At 74.2% G+C, this 17,048-nt stretch carries 17 protein-coding genes; 9 read left to right on the top strand and 8 right to left on the bottom strand.

Features of this window, described 5'->3' with window-relative positions:
* The first annotated feature begins 75 nt into the window (after positions 1-75).
* Positions 76-249, top strand: coding sequence for a hypothetical protein (locus tag NRP21_RS15175; protein WP_257717065.1), 174 nt, complete (start codon positions 76-78; stop codon positions 247-249).
* On the opposite strand, the gene addA is transcribed toward NRP21_RS15175, so the two are convergent.
* Genes addA through tsaE form a run of 5 tightly spaced genes read right to left on the bottom strand, consistent with a single transcriptional unit; the run spans position 246 to position 8,933 of the window.
* Positions 246-3,692: a double-strand break repair helicase AddA gene (gene addA, locus NRP21_RS15170; protein WP_257717064.1), complete on the bottom strand. Its 3,447-nt coding sequence runs from the start codon at positions 3,690-3,692 to the stop codon at positions 246-248. The two genes, NRP21_RS15175 and addA, sit on opposite strands and share 4 nt — an antisense overlap.
* Positions 3,689-6,685 carry a double-strand break repair protein AddB gene (addB, locus tag NRP21_RS15165; protein WP_257717063.1) on the bottom strand — a complete coding sequence of 999 codons (2,997 nt, stop codon included), beginning with the start codon at positions 6,683-6,685 and terminating at the stop codon, positions 3,689-3,691. Before addB ends, addA begins: the two co-directional genes overlap by 4 nt.
* Before the next feature lie 45 nt (positions 6,686-6,730).
* Positions 6,731-7,456, bottom strand: coding sequence for a nucleotidyltransferase family protein (locus tag NRP21_RS15160; protein WP_257717062.1), 726 nt, complete (start codon positions 7,454-7,456; stop codon positions 6,731-6,733).
* On the bottom strand, positions 7,453-8,460 hold the full coding sequence (locus NRP21_RS15155; RefSeq protein WP_257717061.1) for an aminoglycoside phosphotransferase family protein: 1,008 nt from the start codon (positions 8,458-8,460) through the stop codon (positions 7,453-7,455). Before NRP21_RS15155 ends, NRP21_RS15160 begins: the two co-directional genes overlap by 4 nt.
* Positions 8,457-8,933 carry a tRNA (adenosine(37)-N6)-threonylcarbamoyltransferase complex ATPase subunit type 1 TsaE gene (tsaE, locus tag NRP21_RS15150; protein ID WP_257717060.1) on the bottom strand — a complete coding sequence of 159 codons (477 nt, stop codon included), beginning with the start codon at positions 8,931-8,933 and terminating at the stop codon, positions 8,457-8,459. The genes NRP21_RS15155 and tsaE overlap by 4 nt, the downstream gene beginning before the upstream one ends.
* A 123-nt stretch (positions 8,934-9,056) precedes the next feature.
* Here tsaE and NRP21_RS15145 point away from each other — a divergent pair, with 123 nt between their 5' ends.
* The 8 genes from NRP21_RS15145 (at position 9,057) to NRP21_RS15110 (ending at position 14,858) form a co-directional block, all read left to right on the top strand.
* The gene (locus NRP21_RS15145) at positions 9,057-9,236 is read left to right on the top strand and encodes a hypothetical protein (protein ID WP_257717059.1); all 180 of its coding nucleotides are present in this window, start codon (positions 9,057-9,059) and stop codon (positions 9,234-9,236) included.
* 22 nt (positions 9,237-9,258) lie between these two features.
* Entirely contained in the window at positions 9,259-9,840 is a 582-nt protein-coding gene (locus NRP21_RS15140) for a hypothetical protein (RefSeq protein ID WP_257717058.1), read from the top strand.
* A gap of 5 nt (positions 9,841-9,845) precedes the next feature.
* A complete protein-coding gene (locus NRP21_RS15135) occupies positions 9,846-10,448 on the top strand; it encodes an NUDIX domain-containing protein (RefSeq protein WP_257717057.1) in 603 nt (200 codons plus the stop codon).
* 69 nt (positions 10,449-10,517) lie between these two features.
* Positions 10,518-11,537, top strand: coding sequence for an NAD(P)/FAD-dependent oxidoreductase (locus NRP21_RS15130; RefSeq protein WP_257717056.1), 1,020 nt, complete (start codon positions 10,518-10,520; stop codon positions 11,535-11,537).
* On the top strand, positions 11,530-12,204 hold the full coding sequence (locus tag NRP21_RS15125) for a glutathione S-transferase family protein (protein ID WP_257717055.1): 675 nt from the start codon (positions 11,530-11,532) through the stop codon (positions 12,202-12,204). The genes NRP21_RS15130 and NRP21_RS15125 overlap by 8 nt, the downstream gene beginning before the upstream one ends.
* Before the next feature lie 13 nt (positions 12,205-12,217).
* Positions 12,218-13,048 carry a VOC family protein gene (locus tag NRP21_RS15120; protein ID WP_257717054.1) on the top strand — a complete coding sequence of 277 codons (831 nt, stop codon included), beginning with the start codon at positions 12,218-12,220 and terminating at the stop codon, positions 13,046-13,048.
* The gene (locus tag NRP21_RS15115; protein ID WP_257717053.1) at positions 13,045-13,794 is read left to right on the top strand and encodes an FkbM family methyltransferase; all 750 of its coding nucleotides are present in this window, start codon (positions 13,045-13,047) and stop codon (positions 13,792-13,794) included. The genes NRP21_RS15120 and NRP21_RS15115 overlap by 4 nt, the downstream gene beginning before the upstream one ends.
* Positions 13,794-14,858, top strand: a complete 1,065-nt coding sequence (locus NRP21_RS15110; protein WP_257717052.1) for a glycosyltransferase family 4 protein — start codon at positions 13,794-13,796, stop codon at positions 14,856-14,858. The genes NRP21_RS15115 and NRP21_RS15110 overlap by 1 nt, the downstream gene beginning before the upstream one ends.
* Here the strand turns inward: NRP21_RS15110 and NRP21_RS15105 are convergent.
* From NRP21_RS15105 to rph, 3 genes are read right to left on the bottom strand one after another with little or no spacing between them, the layout of a single operon-like run.
* Positions 14,839-15,552 (bottom strand): YjbF family lipoprotein, encoded by a 714-nt coding sequence (locus NRP21_RS15105; protein ID WP_257717051.1) that lies wholly within the window; start codon positions 15,550-15,552, stop codon positions 14,839-14,841. The two genes, NRP21_RS15110 and NRP21_RS15105, sit on opposite strands and share 20 nt — an antisense overlap.
* A gap of 44 nt (positions 15,553-15,596) precedes the next feature.
* Positions 15,597-16,208 carry a non-canonical purine NTP pyrophosphatase gene (locus NRP21_RS15100; protein ID WP_257717050.1) on the bottom strand — a complete coding sequence of 204 codons (612 nt, stop codon included), beginning with the start codon at positions 16,206-16,208 and terminating at the stop codon, positions 15,597-15,599.
* On the bottom strand, positions 16,205-16,990 hold the full coding sequence (gene rph, locus NRP21_RS15095) for a ribonuclease PH (RefSeq protein WP_257717049.1): 786 nt from the start codon (positions 16,988-16,990) through the stop codon (positions 16,205-16,207). The genes NRP21_RS15100 and rph overlap by 4 nt, the downstream gene beginning before the upstream one ends.
* Positions 16,991-17,048 lie beyond the last annotated feature (58 nt).

Genomic DNA, 17,048 nt, shown 5'->3' with positions numbered 1-17,048 from the left:
AGGGCGCGCCATGCCTGCAAGACGCGGGCGATCCCGCCCCGCTATGCTTCCCGCCCAGCCGCAGGAGACGACGCCATGCCCGACGAGAAGACCCCCGAGAAGGCCTCCGAGAAGCCGCCCACGGCGCCGGCCGCGCCGCCGCAACCCGCCCCGGAAGGTCAGGCGGCGCATGACGAGGCGGAGCTGGACGAGGCGCTGGAGGAGAGCTTCCCCGCCAGCGACCCGATCTCGACCCTGCGGGAGAACTAGGCCCCGGCCATCGCCCCGGGCGCGTGCGGGTCCATCGCCGCGTCCGGCAGCGGCATGACGTGGCCGGACCAGGTCCAGACCAGCGCGCACTCCACCCGCCGCCCCGGCCAGGCGGCGCGCAGCACGGCGCGGTAGGCGGCCATCTGGCGCAGGTAGAGCGCCGGCACGGCAGAGACCTCGGCCGGCGGCGGGCGGTTGGTCTTGTAGTCCAGCACCAGCACGCGGTCCGGCATCACCAGAAGCCGGTCCACCTGGCCGGCGATGGGGATGCCCTCCACCACCCCGGCCAGCGGGGCCTCGGCGAGGCTCTCCGGCCCGAAGGCCCCGTCCAGGGCGGGGTGGCGCAGCACGGCCAGGGTCTCGGCCAGCGTCGCCGCCTGCTCCTCCGGGTCCAGCCCATGGCCAGGGCGCGCCAGGTGGCGGCGGGCGATGCCCTCCCAGGATGCGGGGTCATGCTCCGGCAGGTGCTGCAGCAGCCCGTGGATCAGCAGCCCGCGCCGGAAGCGGCGCCCCGTGGGATCGCCCGCACCGTGCGGGGCGGCGGCGGGGGGCTCCTGCTCGCCCTCCAGGGATGAGGGCGCGATGGGGTCGCGGCTCGCCTCCGCCGGGGCGGGCTCGGTGGCCCAGTGCGGCAGGATGGCGGCCTCGGCGCGCAGCACCGCCGGGTCGGGCCTCGGCTCGGCGCTCTGCGGCGCAATCACCTCCCAGCCCTCCTCCCCGAAGCCGCAATCCGCGGGCAGGCCCAGCGTGGTGGGGTCGAAGGGCACGCGCGCGAAGCCCTCTCGCCCGGCCTCCAGCCCGCGAAAGAAGCCCTCCTTCACCAGTTGGTGCCAGGGCGGATGGGCGGGCGCCCGGCGCGGCGCCAGGCCGCAGACCAGCAGCCGGTCCTCCGCCCGCGTCAGGGCCACGTAGAGGAGCCGGTTCTCCTCCTCCGCCTCCGCCGCCTCCCGCGCGCTGCGGGCGCGGGTCCAGGGCGCGGCCTGGAACTCCTTGCGCGGCGCCCAGAGCGGGACTTCCGGCATGTTCGCGCCCGCGGCCCGCGCGCCGCTCCAGAGCAGCGTGTCCCGCGCGCCGCCGCGGCCGATATCGGGGATGATGACCACGGGCGCCTGCAAGCCCTTCGAGCCGTGCGCGGTCATGATCCGCACGGCGTCCGCCGCGTTCTCCATCTCCCGCTTCACCTGGGCGCCGCCGCGCCGCAGCCACTGCACGAAGCCCTGGAGCGAGGGCGCGTACTTGTTCTCGTGCCGCAACGCGGCGGAGAGCAGCTCGTCCAGCGCCTCCGCCGCCTCCGCGCCCAGCCGCGCCAGCAGCTTCGCGCGGCCGCCATGCTCGCCCAGCACCTCCGACAGCAGCGCGTGCGGCGTGATGAGGTCCGCCCGGTCCGCCAGCCCCGCGATCCATTCCGCCGCGCGGCCGATGGCCGAGTTCTCGCCCCGCCGCTTGACGAAGACGTGCCAGAGCGGCCCCTCGCGCCCGTGGGCGAGGTTCAGCAGGTCTTCCTCGGAGATCCCGACCAGCGGCGACTTCAGCAGTGCGGCGAGCGAGAGGTCATCCTCCGGCAGCAGCAGCACGTCGCAGAGCGCGAGCATGTCGCGCACGGCGATCTGCTCCACCAGCACCATGCGGTCCACGCCACCGACATGGATGTTCTTCTGCTTCAGCTGCCGCACCAGCAGCTCGATCAGCCGCGTGCGGCGGCGCACCAGCACCATGATGTCGCCAGGGCGGATCGGGCGGTCGCCGCGCGCGGGCAGGGTCTCGTTCGCGATCATGCCCGCGATGCGCGCGGCCAGGGCCTGGGCCAGCAGCGCCTCCGCGTCCTGCGCGGCCACGGGCTCGCGCGGGACGATCCAGGGCTCCGGTGTCGCCGCATCAGCATGTTCGAGAAGCGGCCAGATCTCCACCTTGCCGGCCTGGCCCGCACGGTCGGCGGAGTGCTCCAGCACCGCGTGCTCCCGCACCACGCCCTTTCGCGCCGCGCCATCCGCGAACACCTGGTCCACCAGCGCCAGCACGGGTGCGCAGGAGCGGAAGGAGACGTTCAGCGGCACGCGCTCGAACACCGCGCCGCCGCGCGTCACCTGCGCGTCGAAGCGCGTCTCCCACTCCGCGAAGCCGCGGGCATCGGCGCCCTGGAAGCCGAAGATGCTCTGCTTCTCGTCGCCCACGACGAACAGCGTGCGGTCGCCCGGCTCATGCGTGCCCTTGCCCGCGAAGAACTCCTCCGCCAGCGCCTGGGCGATGCCCCATTGCGCGGGGTTGGTGTCCTGCGCCTCGTCCAGCAGCAGGTGGTCCAGCCCGCCATCGAGCTTGTAGAGGACCCAGGCCGATCCGGGATCGCGCAGCAGGGCCTGGGCGCGGTGGATCAGGTCGTCGAAGTCCAGCGCGCCGCGGCGGGTCTTGCGGGCGGTGTAGTCCTCCAGCACCGGCCGCGCGGCGGAGAGCAGGGCACCGGTGGCGGAGAGCAGGCGATGCGCGGACTGCCGGGCCAGGATCTCCTCCACCCGCTCCATCTCGGCGAGAAGGGCATCCTCCTTCGCCAGGGCCGCGCGCTTCTCGCCCTTCTGCGTGAACAGCGCCATGTGCCAGGAGGCCCAGCGCGCGGCGCGCACCTCCTCCGGCTCGGAGAGGATCGCCAGCAGCGTCGCCGCCGCCTCGCGCGGGCCCTTGTTCTTGTGCTGGGCCAGCGTCGCCAGCGCCTCGCGGAAGGAGTCCGGCGGGCAGGTGATCCGCGCGCAGAGCGAGGCCTCGTCCTCGTCCTCCGGGATGTCCAGGCAGTCGCGCAGCGCGCCGTCGCAGCCATCCACGCGCGCCATCAGCGGCGCCAGCCGGTCGCGCTTGCCCACCAGCTCGCGCAGCGCCTTCGCCAGGCTGTCGGCGGAAACCAGCTTTGCCAGCCCCGCCAGCGCCTCCTCCGGGATGGCGCGCCCGGCCAGCGCGGCCTCCCGCGCCTCGGCCAGAAGCGTGGCGCTGTCCGCATCCTCCAGCAGGGTGAAGGCGGGCGGAAGGCGGGCCTCCAGCGGGAAGCTGCGCAGCAGCGACTGGCAGAAGGCGTGGATGGTGGCGATCCGCATCCCCCCGGGCTGCTCCAGCACGCGGCAGAACAGCTTGCGCGCCGTCTCCACCTCGTCCCGCGTCGGCGGCTGCCCGGCCAGGTCCTCCAGCGCCACGCGCAAGGCGGGCTCCGGCATCACGGACCACTGGCCGAGGCGCAGCGCCAGGCGCGTCGCCATTTCCGCCGCCGCGGCCTTGGTGAAGGTGAGGCAGAGGATGCGGCCAGGCTGCGTGTCCCCGCGCAGCAGCAGGCGCAGCACGCGGTCCGTCAGCACCTTTGTCTTGCCGGAGCCCGCGGAGGCGCCCACCCAGGCGGAGAGGCGCGGATCGGAGGCGGTGCGCTGGGACAGGACGGCGCGAAGGCGGGTGGAAAGCGCCTCGTTCACAGATCCCCCTCCCCCGCGCCGCCCCATTCGGCAATACGCGAGAGGTGGTCGTATTCATCCCCCTTCGGCGTGCGCCCGGGATGCGGGCGGGCCAGGAAGGGGCGCTCGCCCAGCAGGAACTCCTTCGCCAACTCGTTCAGCGCCTCGAGCGCCTCCTCGCTCACCTCTTCCAGGGTCGTGTCCTTCGGCCGGAACTCCATCCGCGTGCCCGCCTCCCAGCCGCCGGAGACGTGCCAGTGCTCCAGCCCGGAGACGGCGGCGGCCGGGATGCCCGCGAAGCCGCCGCGCGCGGCGATGGCGGCCTCCAGCGGCATCTGCGGCGCGCGGCCATCCGCCATCTCGGCGCTGGAGGGCGGGCTGCCGGTCTTGAGGTCGATGAGGACGAGGCGCCCGTCCTTCGTCACGTCCACCCGGTCCGCGCGGCCTTCCAGCCGCACGCCGCAGGGCAGGTCGATGCCGCCGGTGATCTCCGCGTGACGCGTGGCGACACCGTCGCGCCCGCGCTCCGTCTCCAGTACGAATTCCGCGATGCGCGAGAGGCGCGGGCGCCAATAGGCAACGAGGCCGGGGCGCGGCGCGAACTCCGCCAGCGCCTCCTCCGTCGCCACCTCGAAATGCGCGGCCGCGTCGATGCAGTGCGGATCGCCGTCGCAGAGCGTCAGCCAGCGCGAGACCATGTGGTGCACGATGTTGCCGTACTCCGCCACATCCGCCTCGGCGTCCAGGTCGTCCAGCGGGCGCAGCCGCAACACGCGCTTGGCGTACCAGGCATAGGGGTCGGACTTCAGCAGCCACACATCGGTCACGCCGATCTTGCGCGGGCGCATGTCGGCGGGCGGCGCGGGGGCGGGGCGCGCGCAGGGCTCCGGGCGGTCCGGCACGTCCAGCAGCCCCGCCCATCCCGTGGCGGGGGAGGATTCCAGCCCGCCCAGTTCCTGCCCACGCAGGAAGGTGTCGATCCGCGTCAGCCAGCGCGCGGCCACCGTGGGCGATCCACCCCGCTTGCGCGCGCGCGACAGGGTAGCGCGCGGCGCGGCCAGGGCGGAGAGCAGGAAATCCGCGCAGACGCGGCCGATGCGCGCCTCCGGCGCCGGCAGGCCGAACTGGGTTCGCATCGGGCGGCTCATCCAGGCGCCGGGATCGGTGGCGATCGGCCACACGCTCTCCTCCAGCGCGCCGAGCACCACGCGGTCGAAGCTCTGCAGCCGCGCTTCCAGAAGCCCGAGGATCTGCACGCGCGGATGCGACCCGCCCTTGCGCCCGCGCATGGTCCGCACGCCCGGCGCCAGCGGGCCTTCCAGCAGCGCGTCGAACAGCGCGGGCCAGGCGGCGGCCTCCAGCGGCGGCAGCGTCCGCATCGCCGGCTCCAGCCCGGCGAGGTGGACCGCCAGCGGCTCACCCTCCTCGCCGCGATAGAGGCGCAGCCCGCCCGGCAACTCGTCCGTAGAAGACAGCGCCTCGGCGGCGGAAAGATGATCGGCCAGCAGGTCGGCGGGCGGCCGCACGTTGCGGTCCAGCGCGCGGAACTCGCCCAGCGCCCGGTCCAGCGCATCCAGCATCGCCAGCACGCGCCCGCGCGGCGCCTCGTGCCGGATCGCCTCGGCGGCGCGGCGCAGCCCGTCCAGCCCGGCGGCGGGGCGCGGGCCGCGCAGCGCGTAGCGCTCCAGCTCCCGCACCGCCTGCATCCAGGCGCTGCGTGACATCCCGCAGGCCGCCATCGGGTGCTTCAGGCAGGACAGCGTGGCAACGGGTGCGAAGCCCTCCTCCACCATGCGCGCGATCAGCCGCAGGAAGGCGCCGGCGGGCGTCATCCCCAGGGGCTGGCCGGCGGAGTCATCAGCCTGGATGCCGTGGCGCAGCAGCTCCACCGAGACGCGCCGGGCTAGGTCCCGGTCCGGCGTCACCAGCGCGGCGCGGGCGCCGGGCGTCTCCAGCGCCTCGCGCAGCAGCAGGGCGATGGCGGCGGCCTCCCCCGCCTCGTCCGGCGCGGTCAGCAGGTCGAGCCCCGTCAGGGCGGGGCGCCAGCGCTCCGGCTCCTTGTCCTGCCAGCAGGAGATGGCCTGCTCCGGCCGCAGCGCGCGGGCCAGCAGCGCCGCGCGGGCCTCGTTCGGCGCGGGGGCGTCGCGCGCGCAGCCCGGCCAGGGGCGCAGGTCGGCGGCGGTGGCATCCATGCCGCGCAGCAGGCGGGCGGTGCCGTTCAGCGGGTGGCTGTGCGCGTCGCGCAGCGCCTCCCACAGCTCCACCTCCATCTCCTCGCCGGCGCCGTGCAGCACCACCGCGCCGTTCGGCATGCGCGCCACCTGCCGCAGCAGGTCCACGGCGGCGGGAATGGTGCCGCCGATTCCAATGCCCGCGGCGATGATCGGGTCCTTCGGCGGGTTGTCACGCCACGCCGCCGCCTGGGCGCGCAGCGAGGCCACGCGGCGCGCGCCGATATCGGAAAGGCCCTGCTCCTCCAGCCACTCGTTCCAGGCGCTGATCACGCCGCCCAGGAACTTGTGGGTAATCTCCCAGTGCTGCGCGAGGTCGCCCGTGACGAGATCCGGGATGCCCGCGGGATCGCAGCCCTCCAGCGCCATCTCGTCCAGCAGCGTCGCCAGCTCCAGCGCCAGGCGCCAGGCCTGGTCCGGGCTGCCCGGCCCGCCGAAATGCGGGGGCAGGCGCATCACCATCCCCGTCAGCACCGCCAGCCGCCGCGCCGGGTCCACCGCCGGGGGCTGGTCCATCAGGGCAGGGAGGGAGAGCTCCTCCGCATCTTCAGTGGACAGCCCGGCCAGGGCGCGCAGGCGCGGCAGCAGCAGGGCGGGCTTGCCGGAGGCGCGCAGGAAGGACTCGCGCAGGCTCCGCGCCGCGCGGCGGGTGGGCAGGAGGATGGTGACGCGCGCCAGCGCCGCGGGGTCATCCCCCTTGCCCCCTTGGGCGGCCATGGCGACCACGCCCTGCGCGAGATCGTCCAGGAAAGGACGATGCGCGGGAATCTCATACAGATTCATGCAGCGTCCCCCTCGCCTCCGCCGCCCCCGTGGCGGAGAACGGGGCTAGAACAACTTCACAAGCCCTTTGTCCAGCGCTTCTTCCGCCCGTTGCAGGTCCGGCGGCGTGGAGAGGTGGAACCAGGCCCCGTCATGCACCAGCCCGTAGAGCCGCTCGGCCTCGATGGCGCGCATCCACGGCCTCATCATGCCGAAGCGGCCGGGTTCGGTGCCGTCCAGCAGCCGGGGATGGACGATCTGCACCCCGGCAAAGAGGTAGGGCGCCACCTCCCGCTCCTCCGGCCGGCGGACATGGCCCACCGGGTCCAGCAGGAAGTCGCCAAGCCCCACCTCGCCATCCACCGTCGCCGCGCGCACCATCAGCAGCAGCGCGTCCATCCGCTCCGGGTCGAAGGCCGCGGCCAGGCGGGCCAGGGCGGGGGTGGGGCCGTCGAGCCAGTAAGCGTCACCGTTCACCACGGCGAAGGGCGCATCCCCCAGATGCGGCAGCGCGTTGCGCACGCCGCCGCCGGTCTCCAGCAGCACCTCCTCCACCAGCACGGTGCAGCGCGGCGACTTCCGCGCCTCGCAGGCGGCCACGACCTGGGGGGCGAGGTGGTGGGCGTTCACGACGACGTCGTGCACCCCGTTCTCGTCCAGCCGGTCCAGCGCGTGGTCCAGCAGGGACCGGCCGCGCAGCGCGAGCAGGGGCTTCGGCACGGCCTCGGTCAGCGGCCGCATGCGCGTGCCAAGCCCGGCCGCGAGGACCATGCCGTGGGTGAGACGGATCATGCGGCGTGTTCCATAAGCGGGTTCCCGCGCTTCTCGCGCGGGACGTGTTCATCGAGGAAGGCGGCCAGGGGCGCGGTGGCGGGGTGGCGCAGCGCCTCCTCCAGAAGCCGCCAGCAGCGCGGGCCGTGGACCAGGTAGTGCGGCTTGCCGTCCCGCCGGTCCAGCCGCACCCAGAGCGCGGCGACGCGCAGGTGGCGCTGCGCGGCCATGGCGGCGGTGGCGGCCTCGAACCCGGCGCGGTCCAGATCCGGGCGGGCGGCCATGTAGCGGGCGGTGGCGGCCTCGCGCACATCCTCCGCCACGTCGCGCCGGGCGTCCTGCAGCAGGCTCACCAGGTCATAGGCCGGGTGGCCGTGCCCGGCATCCTGGAAGTCGATGATCCCCACCCCAGCCGGGCCTTCCCGGTCCACCGGCAGCAGGTTGGCGGGGAAGAAGTCGCGGTGGACGAAGCCGCCCGCCCCTTCGAAGGGCGCGAGCATCGCGCGCATCGCCGCGCGGAAGCCCTCGCGCTGCGCCGGCGTCGGCTCCGCGCCCATGGCGGCGGGCCACCACCAGTCGAGGAAGGTGGCGGCCGCCGCGCGGGCCATCGCCTCGCCCTCCCAGGCCGGCAGGCCGGGCGGCGGCGGGGCGGCGTGCAGCGCCGCCAGCGCCCCGGCGGCGGCAAGGTAGAGCGGCATCGGATCCGCGCCCGCATCCAGCAGCGCGGCATGGGTTAGCTCGCCCAGGTCCTCCAGCAGCAGCAGGCCGGAGGGCGGGTCGGCCGCGATCACCTCCGGCGCGGAAAGGCCAAGGCCCCGGATATGCGCCGCGATCGCCATGAAAGCCCGCAAATCCGCCTCGGCCGAGGGCAGCCCGACGGCGGCGGCGCCGGAACCGTCCATCAGCAGCGCCGGGCGCGGCCCGCCGGAGAGGCGCAGGTAGCGGCGATGCCCCGCATCCCCCGGCAGGGGCGCGCGGCTGGCCCCGGCATAGCCGTGGGCGGCGAGGAAGGTGTCAGGCGTCATGCGGCAACGGGTGATCCGGCAAGGGCGGCGAGGCGAGCGGCGTCCCAGCCCGAGAGGGTGGCGGTGCGGGCATCCGGATCGTCCGCCTGCGCCAGGGCCAGGCGCAGAGCGTCCCGCGGGGCCCAGGGGCCGAGGCGCTCCGGCCATTCCACCAGCACGATCCCCTCCCGCATCTCCTCCCAGCCCAGCTCCGGCAGGGCGTCGGGCCCTTCCAGACGGTAGAGGTCCATGTGGTGCGCCGGCCCGCCCGGCAGGTCGTAGGATTGCACCAGGGTGAAGGTGGGCGAAGGCACTTCCAGCGCCGGATTCCCCGCCGCGGCCCGCAGGAAGGCGCGGGCGAAGGCGGATTTCCCGGCCCCCAGCGGCCCATCTAGCAGGATGGCGTCCCCCGGGCGGGCCAGGCGCGCGGCCCGGGCGGCGAGCGCGGCGGTGGCCGCCTCGTCCGGCAGGGAAAGGGTGATCGGGGCGGTCATCTGGGGGCCCAATCTGCCCTCCCGCCCCCGGCCGGGGCAAGCGCCGGAAACCGAATGGCAGCCCGGCCGGTTAGGGTCCCGAAGGCCGGCCCGAAGGGGGCCGCGCCACCAGAGGAACCTTCCATGCGCCTTCTCCGCGCCGCCCTGATGCCGATGCTGCTCCTCGGAACCCTCGCTGCCTGCACGGGCGGGAACCGCACCTTCGGCGAGAAGGTCCGCGACACGGTGGATCCGCCGAGCGGCCCGGTGGAGAGCACCGGCCGCGCCGTGGACCGCGCGATCGACCGCGTGCGGCCGAACTGACCGAAGGGCGAGGGCCTCCACCATGCCGAGCGCGTCCGAGCTGAAGCTGTTCGAGGCCCTCGCCACCGTCAGCCGCGCCTGCGGGGAGGGCGGGCTGCCGGGGAGTGGCGAGGCGCAGGGGGAGGCCGCCGTCATCGAAGCCATGGACCCGGAGAGCCGGGTCGTGCTCGGCGAGGCGGCGCTCGCCGTCGCCTACGGCGCCTTTGCCCGGGAGAGCGGCGAGTCCGGCCCCATGCACATGCTAGTGGGCGCCATCGGCCTGATGGCGATCGGCGCCGGGGAGGAGCCCGACCCGCCCGCCGAGATCATGGCCGTGCTGGCCGATGGCGAGCGGGTGGAGGCCGAGATCGACCGCGCCGGCGAAGCGGTGGACGCCGAGTTCCCGCGCGATGCCGCGCCCGAGGCCCTCTCCGCCGCGCTGGAGGCCCGGATCATCGGCAGCGCCATCACCCTCGCCGGCTGCACCCTGCCGGAAGGGGCCGGCGGGCAGGCCGCCGTGCGCCTGCACGCCGCCCGCTACCTGGCGCGACTGGCGGCGGGGCTGCTGGCCATGAACGGGACCGGCGGCGCGGCTTCCGACACTCCGGCCGCCGCCGGGGCCTGACGGGAATGGCCAAGGAAGCCCCCAGGGAGCCGGGGGCGGAGCTGCGCTCCACCGAGATCCTGTCGCAGGCCCGCTACCCGCTGGAGACCTACGAGATCGCGCAGCGGCGCCGCGACGGCAGCGAGCAGACCGTGACGCGCGAGGTGTACCGCGTGGGAGAGGGCGCGGCCGTGCTGCTGCACGACCCGCTTCGGGGCAGCGTGGTGCTGGTCCGCCAGTTCCGTGCCGCCCCCTTCGTGAACGGCGACCGCGCCGTGCTGGCCGAGGTCTGCGCGGGGGTGGTGGAGAGGGGCGACACGCCCGAGGAAACCGTGCGGAAGGAGGCGGAGCAGGAAACGGGCTTCCGCCTCCGGGACCCGCGCCACGTTTTCACCCTCTATCCCAGTCCCGGCGCCACCTCGGAGAAGCTGCACCTCTTCACCGCCCTGTACGACCCCACGGACCGCGCCGGCCCGGGCGGCGGGGAGCCCGGGGAAGGCGAGGACATCGAGGTCCTGGAACTTTCCCTGGATGACGCCTGGGCGATGGTCGGGGCGGGAGAGATCACGGACGCCAAGACCGTCCTGCTGCTCCAGCACCTCCGCCTGGAACGGGCCGGAACCCCCTAAGCTTCCCCCCCTCCTCCGCCCGCTGTATCACCCCTCCCCTCATCGCCAAACGGGGGACGGGCCGACGCCATGACCGCGCATATCGAGACCGACGTCGCCATCATCGGCGCCGGCCCCGCCGGGCTCTTCGCCGTCTTCGAATGCGGCATGCTCCGGATGAAATGCGTGGTGATCGACGCGCTGGAGGCGATCGGCGGCCAGTGCTCGGCCCTCTACCCGGAGAAGCCGATCTTCGACATTCCCGCGCACCCGCGCATTGCCGGCGGCGACCTTATCCGGGGGCTGGAGACCCAGGCCCAGCCCTTCGCCCCCATCTACCTGATGGGCCGGCGCGTGGAGCGGCTGCTGGAGGAGGATGGCGACTTCATCCTCGGCACCAGCGAGGGCGACAGCGTGCGCGCCAAGGCCGTGATCCTCGCCGCCGGCGCCGGCGCCTTCGGCCCGAACCGCCCGCCGCTGGAGAACCTGCCGCAGTACGAAGCCTCCGGCGCCGTCCGCTACATGGTGGCGCGGCGGGAGGACTTCCGGGGCAAGAAGGTGGTGATTGCCGGTGGCGGCGATTCCGCCGTGGACTGGGCGCTCTCCCTGAAGGAGCTGGCGGCGAAGGTGACGGTGGTGCACCGCCGCCCGAAGTTCCGCGCGGCGCCCGAGAGCGCCGCGCAGATGGAGGCCGCCGCCGCCAAGGGCGAGCTGGAGATGGCCATCCCCTACCAGCTGCACGCGCTGAAGGGCGACGGCGCCAAGCTCACGCACGTCACCCTGGCCACGCTGAAGGGCGAGGAGCGCGACGTGGAGGCGGACCACCTGCTCGCCTTCTTCGGCCTCTCGATGGAGCTCGGCCCCATCGCCGAATGGGGCCTGGGGATGGACCGCAGCCACGTGACGGTGACCCCCGCCACCTGCGAGACCTCGCGCCCCGGCATCTACGCCATCGGCGACGTGGCCACCTATCCCGGCAAGCTGAAGCTGATCCTGCAGGGTTTCTCGGAGGCCGCCATGGCCGCGCACGCCATCCACCCGCGCGTGCATCCCAACGAGGCGCTGCATTTCGAGTACTCCACGTCGAAGGGGGTCCCCGTTCATGGTTGAGAAGCAGGGGGCTGACAGGCTCTTCATCGGCACGAAGCGCTACTCCTCGTGGTCGCTGCGCGGCTGGCTGGCCGTGCAACTCGCCGGGCTGGAGGTGGAGGAGGTGCTGATCCCGCTGGCCGGCGGCGGCGGCACCACCGCCATCAAGCAGGCCACGCCCGCCGGGCTGGTTCCCTATCTGGAGCACCAGGGGGCGCGGGTCTGGGAAAGCCTCGCCATCTGCGAGTACTGCGCGGAGATCGCGCCCGCGATGTGGCCGGGGGATCGCGTGCAGCGCGCCCTCCTCCGCAGCGCCGCCAGCGAGATGCACGCGGGCTTCCGCGGGCTGCGCCAGGCCATGCCGATGAACCTCGGCGGCAACTTCCCCGGCCGCGGCGGCACGCCGGACGCGCTGGCCGACATCGCGCGCATCGAGACGATCTGGGCGCAGTGCCTGGACGCCAGCGGCGGCCCCTTCCTGCACGGCGCGGAAATGGGCGTGGCGGACTGCATGTACGCGCCCGTGGTCGCGCGCCTGATCACCTACGCCCCCGCCGTCTCCCCGCGCGGCCGCGCCTACATGGCCGCGGTGCGCGCGCACCCGCTGGTGTCCCGCTGGTACGACGAGGCGGCGCAGGAGCCGAAGGAGTGGCAGCTCGCCCACTACGAGGCCGGGCCCGCCGCTTGAGAGGGGCTGCCTGATGGCTTCGTCGAGCGGCCTGGACCACGTCGGCGTCTGCTCGCGCGACGCCGCGGCGCTCTGGGGCATCTATGAGCGGCTTGGCTTCGCGCTGACGCCAGTGGCGCGCCAGTCCCGCGGGGACCAGCCCCTGGGCACCGCGAACCGCTGCGCCATGCTGCGCCGGGGCTATATCGAGCTGCTGGCGGTGGTCGATCCCTCCCTGCCCGACAACGGCCTGGGCGCGCTGCTGGACGTGTTTGAGGGGGCCCGGATCCTGGCGCTGGGCATGGCGGATTCGGAAGGCAACCTCGCCCGCCTCCGCCGCGCCGGGCTGGAGATCCCCGGCATCTCCCCCCTCTCCCGCCCCGTGGAGCCCGGCGGCCCGACCGCCCGCTTCGAGCGCCTGCCCCTGCCGGACGCGCCGGAAGGCCGCGTCCAGCTCGTGCGGCACCTGACGCCGGAGGCCATCTGGCAGCCCCGCTGGATGGAGCACCCCAACGGCGCCACGGAGCTTCGCGCCGCGATCGTCGTGGCGGACCGCCCCGCGGAAAGCGCCGCCCGCCTCTCCCGCCTCTCCGGCCTGCCGCTGGAGCCCGACCCGGCCGGCGGCTTCGCCCTGCCCCTGCCGGACGGCGCCCGTGTGCGCGTGCTGGACCCGGACACCGCCGCCGCCCTCCTCCCCGGCCTCACGCCCCCCGCCCTGCCCGCCGTGGCGGCGGTGGTGCTGGGCGTGGAGAACCTGGACCGCACCCGCCGCGCCCTCTCCGGCGTGCTGCACCTGGAGACCCCCGCCGGGCTGTTGGTGCCGCAGGCGGAAGCCGCGGGCTGCGCCGTGGTCTTCGCGGCATGAGGCCCGCCAGCCCCCTTCGCCGGTCCGTGCAGACCTACTACGCGCCCGGCCGTGAGGCGGCGCTGGACGCCTTCCAGTCCCGCTTCCTCTCCCCCGGCGAGCTCGGCTTCGACATTGGCGCCCATGTCGGCGACCGCAGCGCCGGCTTCCGCCGCCTGGGCGCCCGCGCCGTTGCGGTGGAGCCCCAGCCCGCCCTGGCCCGCCTGCTGCGCCGCTGCTTCGGCGGGGATCCCGGCGTTACGATCGTCCCCGCCCTCGTCGGCGCCGCGCCGGGCGAGGCGGTGCTGCGCCTGAACACCCGCAATCCCACCGTCGCCACCGCATCGGATGCCTTCCTGGCCGCCGCCGACGGCGCGGCGGGCTGGGAAGGCCAGGAATGGGACCGCGCCATCCCCCGCCCCGTCACCACGCTGGACGCCCTGGCGGCCGCGCACGGCACCCCCGATTTCATCAAGCTCGACGTGGAGGGCTTCGAGGCGGAGGCCCTGGCCGGCCTTTCCTTCGCCCCCCGTGCCCTCTCCTTCGAGTTCACCACTATCCAGCGAGACGTGGCGGCGGGGTGCCTGGCGCGCCTGGCCGCCCTCGGCCCCTACCGCTTCAACGCCGCGCTGGGGGAGAGCATGGAGCTCTCCCTGCCAGCCCCGGTGGAGGCCGGCGCCATGCTCGCCTGGATCGAGGCCCTGCCCCACGCCGCCAACAGCGGCGATGTCTATGCCAGCCCTGACGCGGGCCGGATCACCCCCTGATGCGCGCGGAAGCCTTCCTCCCCCATCTCGGCTTCGCCGCGCTCCTCGTGCTGCTCTCCGCGGGCATCGTGCGCCTGCTCATCGCCCACCCCATGCTGGACGACCCGGCGCGCCGCGCCGCCACCGCCCACACCGTGCCCACGCCGAAGGGCGGGGGCCTGGGGGTGGTCGCGGCCTTCGTGGCGGGCATGGTGATGCTCTACGGCACCGCCCGCTTCGCCCGCATCGCGGAGCCGGAGTTCATCGGCACCATCCTCGCCGCCCTCGCCATCGCGGGCGTGGCGCTGCTGGACGACCTGAAGGATTTCCGCTTCGTCGTGAAGCTGGCGGCCCAGGCCGGGGCCGCGCTGGTGGCCATGGCCAGCGGCCTCGTCGTCACGCGCCTCGCCATCCCCTGGGTGGGCGTGACCGAGCTCGGGTTCTGGGGCCCGGTGCTGACGCTGTTCTGGATCGTCGCCTGCACCAACGCCGTGAACTTCATGGACGGGATGGACGGGCTCGTCGCCGGCTCCCTCCTCGTCGCCTGCGCCGCCCTCTCCTTCATCGGGGCGGAGCAGGGCGCCTGGTTCGTCTATGCCGCCGCCCTCTTCCTCACCGCCGGGCTGCTGGGCTACCTGCCCTACAACCTGCACCCCGCGCGCATCTTCATGGGCGATGTCGGCAGCCAGTTTCTCGGCTTCGTCCTCGCCGTGCTCGCGGTGGCCTGCGCGCGCTTCGACACGGAGCAGCTCTCCTTCCTCATCGTCCCGCTGCTGCTCTTCGCGCACCTCTTCGACACGGGCTTCACCCTCCTCCGCCGCGCCCTGATGCGGGAGAGGATCAGCGCGCCGCACCGCACGCACCTCTACCAGCTGGCCCAGCGCAGCGGCATGCCCGTGCGGTGGGTGGCGGCGGTGCACGGCGCCTTCGTGCTGTTCCAGGCGATGCTCGCCCTCGCCTTCCCGCACCTCCACTCCTGGGCGAAGCCGCTCGTCGTGCTGCCCGCCCTCGGCGTGCAGCTCCTCTGGCTGGCCTATGTCGCGTGGCGGGTGCGGCGGGCCGGCCTCAGTTGGCGGGCGGGCTGAGCACCTCGATCGTCATCGGCCGGTCCTCCATTCCCACCCACTGCTCGGACCGCCACACGGCCCCCGTTTCCGCATCCGCCCAATAGCGGTTCAGGAAGCGCGCCCCGCCGCCGCAGCGCTCCTCCACGTACAGCCCTTCGGCCACCCGCGCGGCGCGCATCCGGCACTCCAGGGAGACGCCGAAGCGCATCCGCCCGGGGTCGCGCTGCGCCGGCGCTAGGTCCACCACCCGCCGCGCCATCGCCGGGCGCTCCAGCAGCGCCGTCACGTCGTCCAGCGGGTCCGGGCTGTCGAAGCGCGTGGCGGAGAGGTTCGTCTGCGTGCCCGCCGTCGCCACCACGCGCGCGCCATCCGTCGCCACCACCGTACCGTCGTCGGAACGCCACATGCGCTGCTCGCCCTGGCCCTGGATCATCGTCATCACCTTGCGCTGCCGCCCGTAGCTGACCAGCAGGGTGGGGCCGTTCGTCACGGCCACCTCCGCCTCGTCCAGGGCGCCCGCCGGCGCCTCGTGGCGTCGCGGCGCCAGCCCGTCCTTGATGGGCGGCAGGAACACGCTCGCGCGCAGGGTGTTCGTGGCCGCGCGCTCCAGCTCCGGCATGTCCGGAACCGCGCAGGAGGTCAGGAGAAGGGAGGCAAGAATCAGGGCGCGGCGCATCCCCGGCAGGATAGGCGCGGCGGGGAGAGGGCGCATCACCGAATCGTGAGGCGCCGGCCTTCTCCCCTTCCGTGGGCCACTCAGCGCCGCGGCAGGCAGGCCTCGGAGAGGAGCCGGAAGGCGGCCGCGCGATGGCTGATGGCGTGCTTCCGGGCCGGGTCCATCTCCGCGAAGCTCTGAGCCTCGCCGTCCGGGACGAACATCGGGTCGTAGCCGAAGCCCTTCCCGCCGCGCGGCGGCCAGACCCATTGCCCGTGGGACTCCCCGAGGAAGGATTCCACGTGCCCGTCCGGCCAGGCGAGGACGAGGGCGCAGGAGAACCAGGCCTTGCGGTCCGGGGAGTGGCGGGCCAGCCGCTCCACCTTCGCCATGGCGGCTGCGTAGTCGCGCGTCCCGTCCGGCTGCTCCGCCCAATCCGCGGTGTAGACGCCGGGGGCACCCTCCAGCGCCGCGACGGAGAAGCCGGAATCATCGGCGAGCGAGACCATCCCGCTGGCGCGGGCGGCTGCCAGCGCCTTGATGGTGGCGTTGCCGATGAAGCTGGTCTCCGTCTCCTCCGGCACGGGCAGGCCGAGGCTGCCGGCCGTGACCACCTCGATCGCATGGTCCGCCAGCAGGGCCGCCACCTCCCGCGCCTTGCCGGCATTGTGGGTGGCGAGGACGAGGCGCTTCTCAGTCAGGGGGCGCGTCACAGGCCGACGGCCTCGCGCTGGGCGGCGAAGAGGGAATCGGTGCCCTTGCGGGCGAGGGCGATGAGGGAGGTCAGCTCGGAATCGGTGAAGGGCGCGCCCTCGGCGGTGGCCTGCACCTCCACGATGCCGCCGCGGCCGGTCAGGACGAAGTTGCCGTCCGTGTGGGCGGCGCTGTCCTCCGCGTAGTCCAGGTCCAGCACGGGCACTCCGCCATGGATCCCGCAGGACACGGCGGCCACCTGGTCCACGAGCGGGTTGCGGGCGATGATGTTGTTCCGCATCAGGTGCTGGAAGGCCAGGTGCAGGGCCACCCAGGCACCCGTGATGGCCGCGCAGCGCGTGCCGCCATCGGCGGTGATCACGTCGCAGTCCAGGGTGATCGTCATCTCGCCCATCGCGGCGCGGTCCGTCACGGCGCGCAGGGACCGGCCGATCAGGCGCTGGATCTCCTGCGTGCGGCCGGACTGCTTGCCGCGCGCCGCCTCGCGGTCGCCGCGCTTGTGGGTGGCGCGGGGGAGCATGCCGTACTCGGCCGTCACCCAGCCCTCGCCCTTGCCGCGCATGAAGGGCGGCACGCGCCCTTCCACGCTGGCAGTGCAGAGGACTTCCGTGATCCCCATGCGAATGAGGCAGGAGCCCTCGGCGTGGCGGGCAACGCCGGGCTCGAGCTTCAGCTCCCGCAACGCGTCGGGGGCGCGGCCAGAGGGGCGATCGGAGGGGCGATCGGAGGGGCGATCGGAGGGGCGATCGGAGGGGCGGAGTCCGGTGGAGGCGGCGGACATGCGATAGCACTCTCCTGCGAGGGAGGCGGGAGGAACACGCCCGACCCCTCGGCTGTCA

Source organism: Roseomonas populi, assembly GCF_024594815.1.
In the GTDB taxonomy this organism is placed as follows: Bacteria; Pseudomonadota; Alphaproteobacteria; order Acetobacterales; family Acetobacteraceae; genus Roseomonas; species Roseomonas populi.
This window is presented reverse-complemented; position numbering and strand designations above follow the sequence as displayed.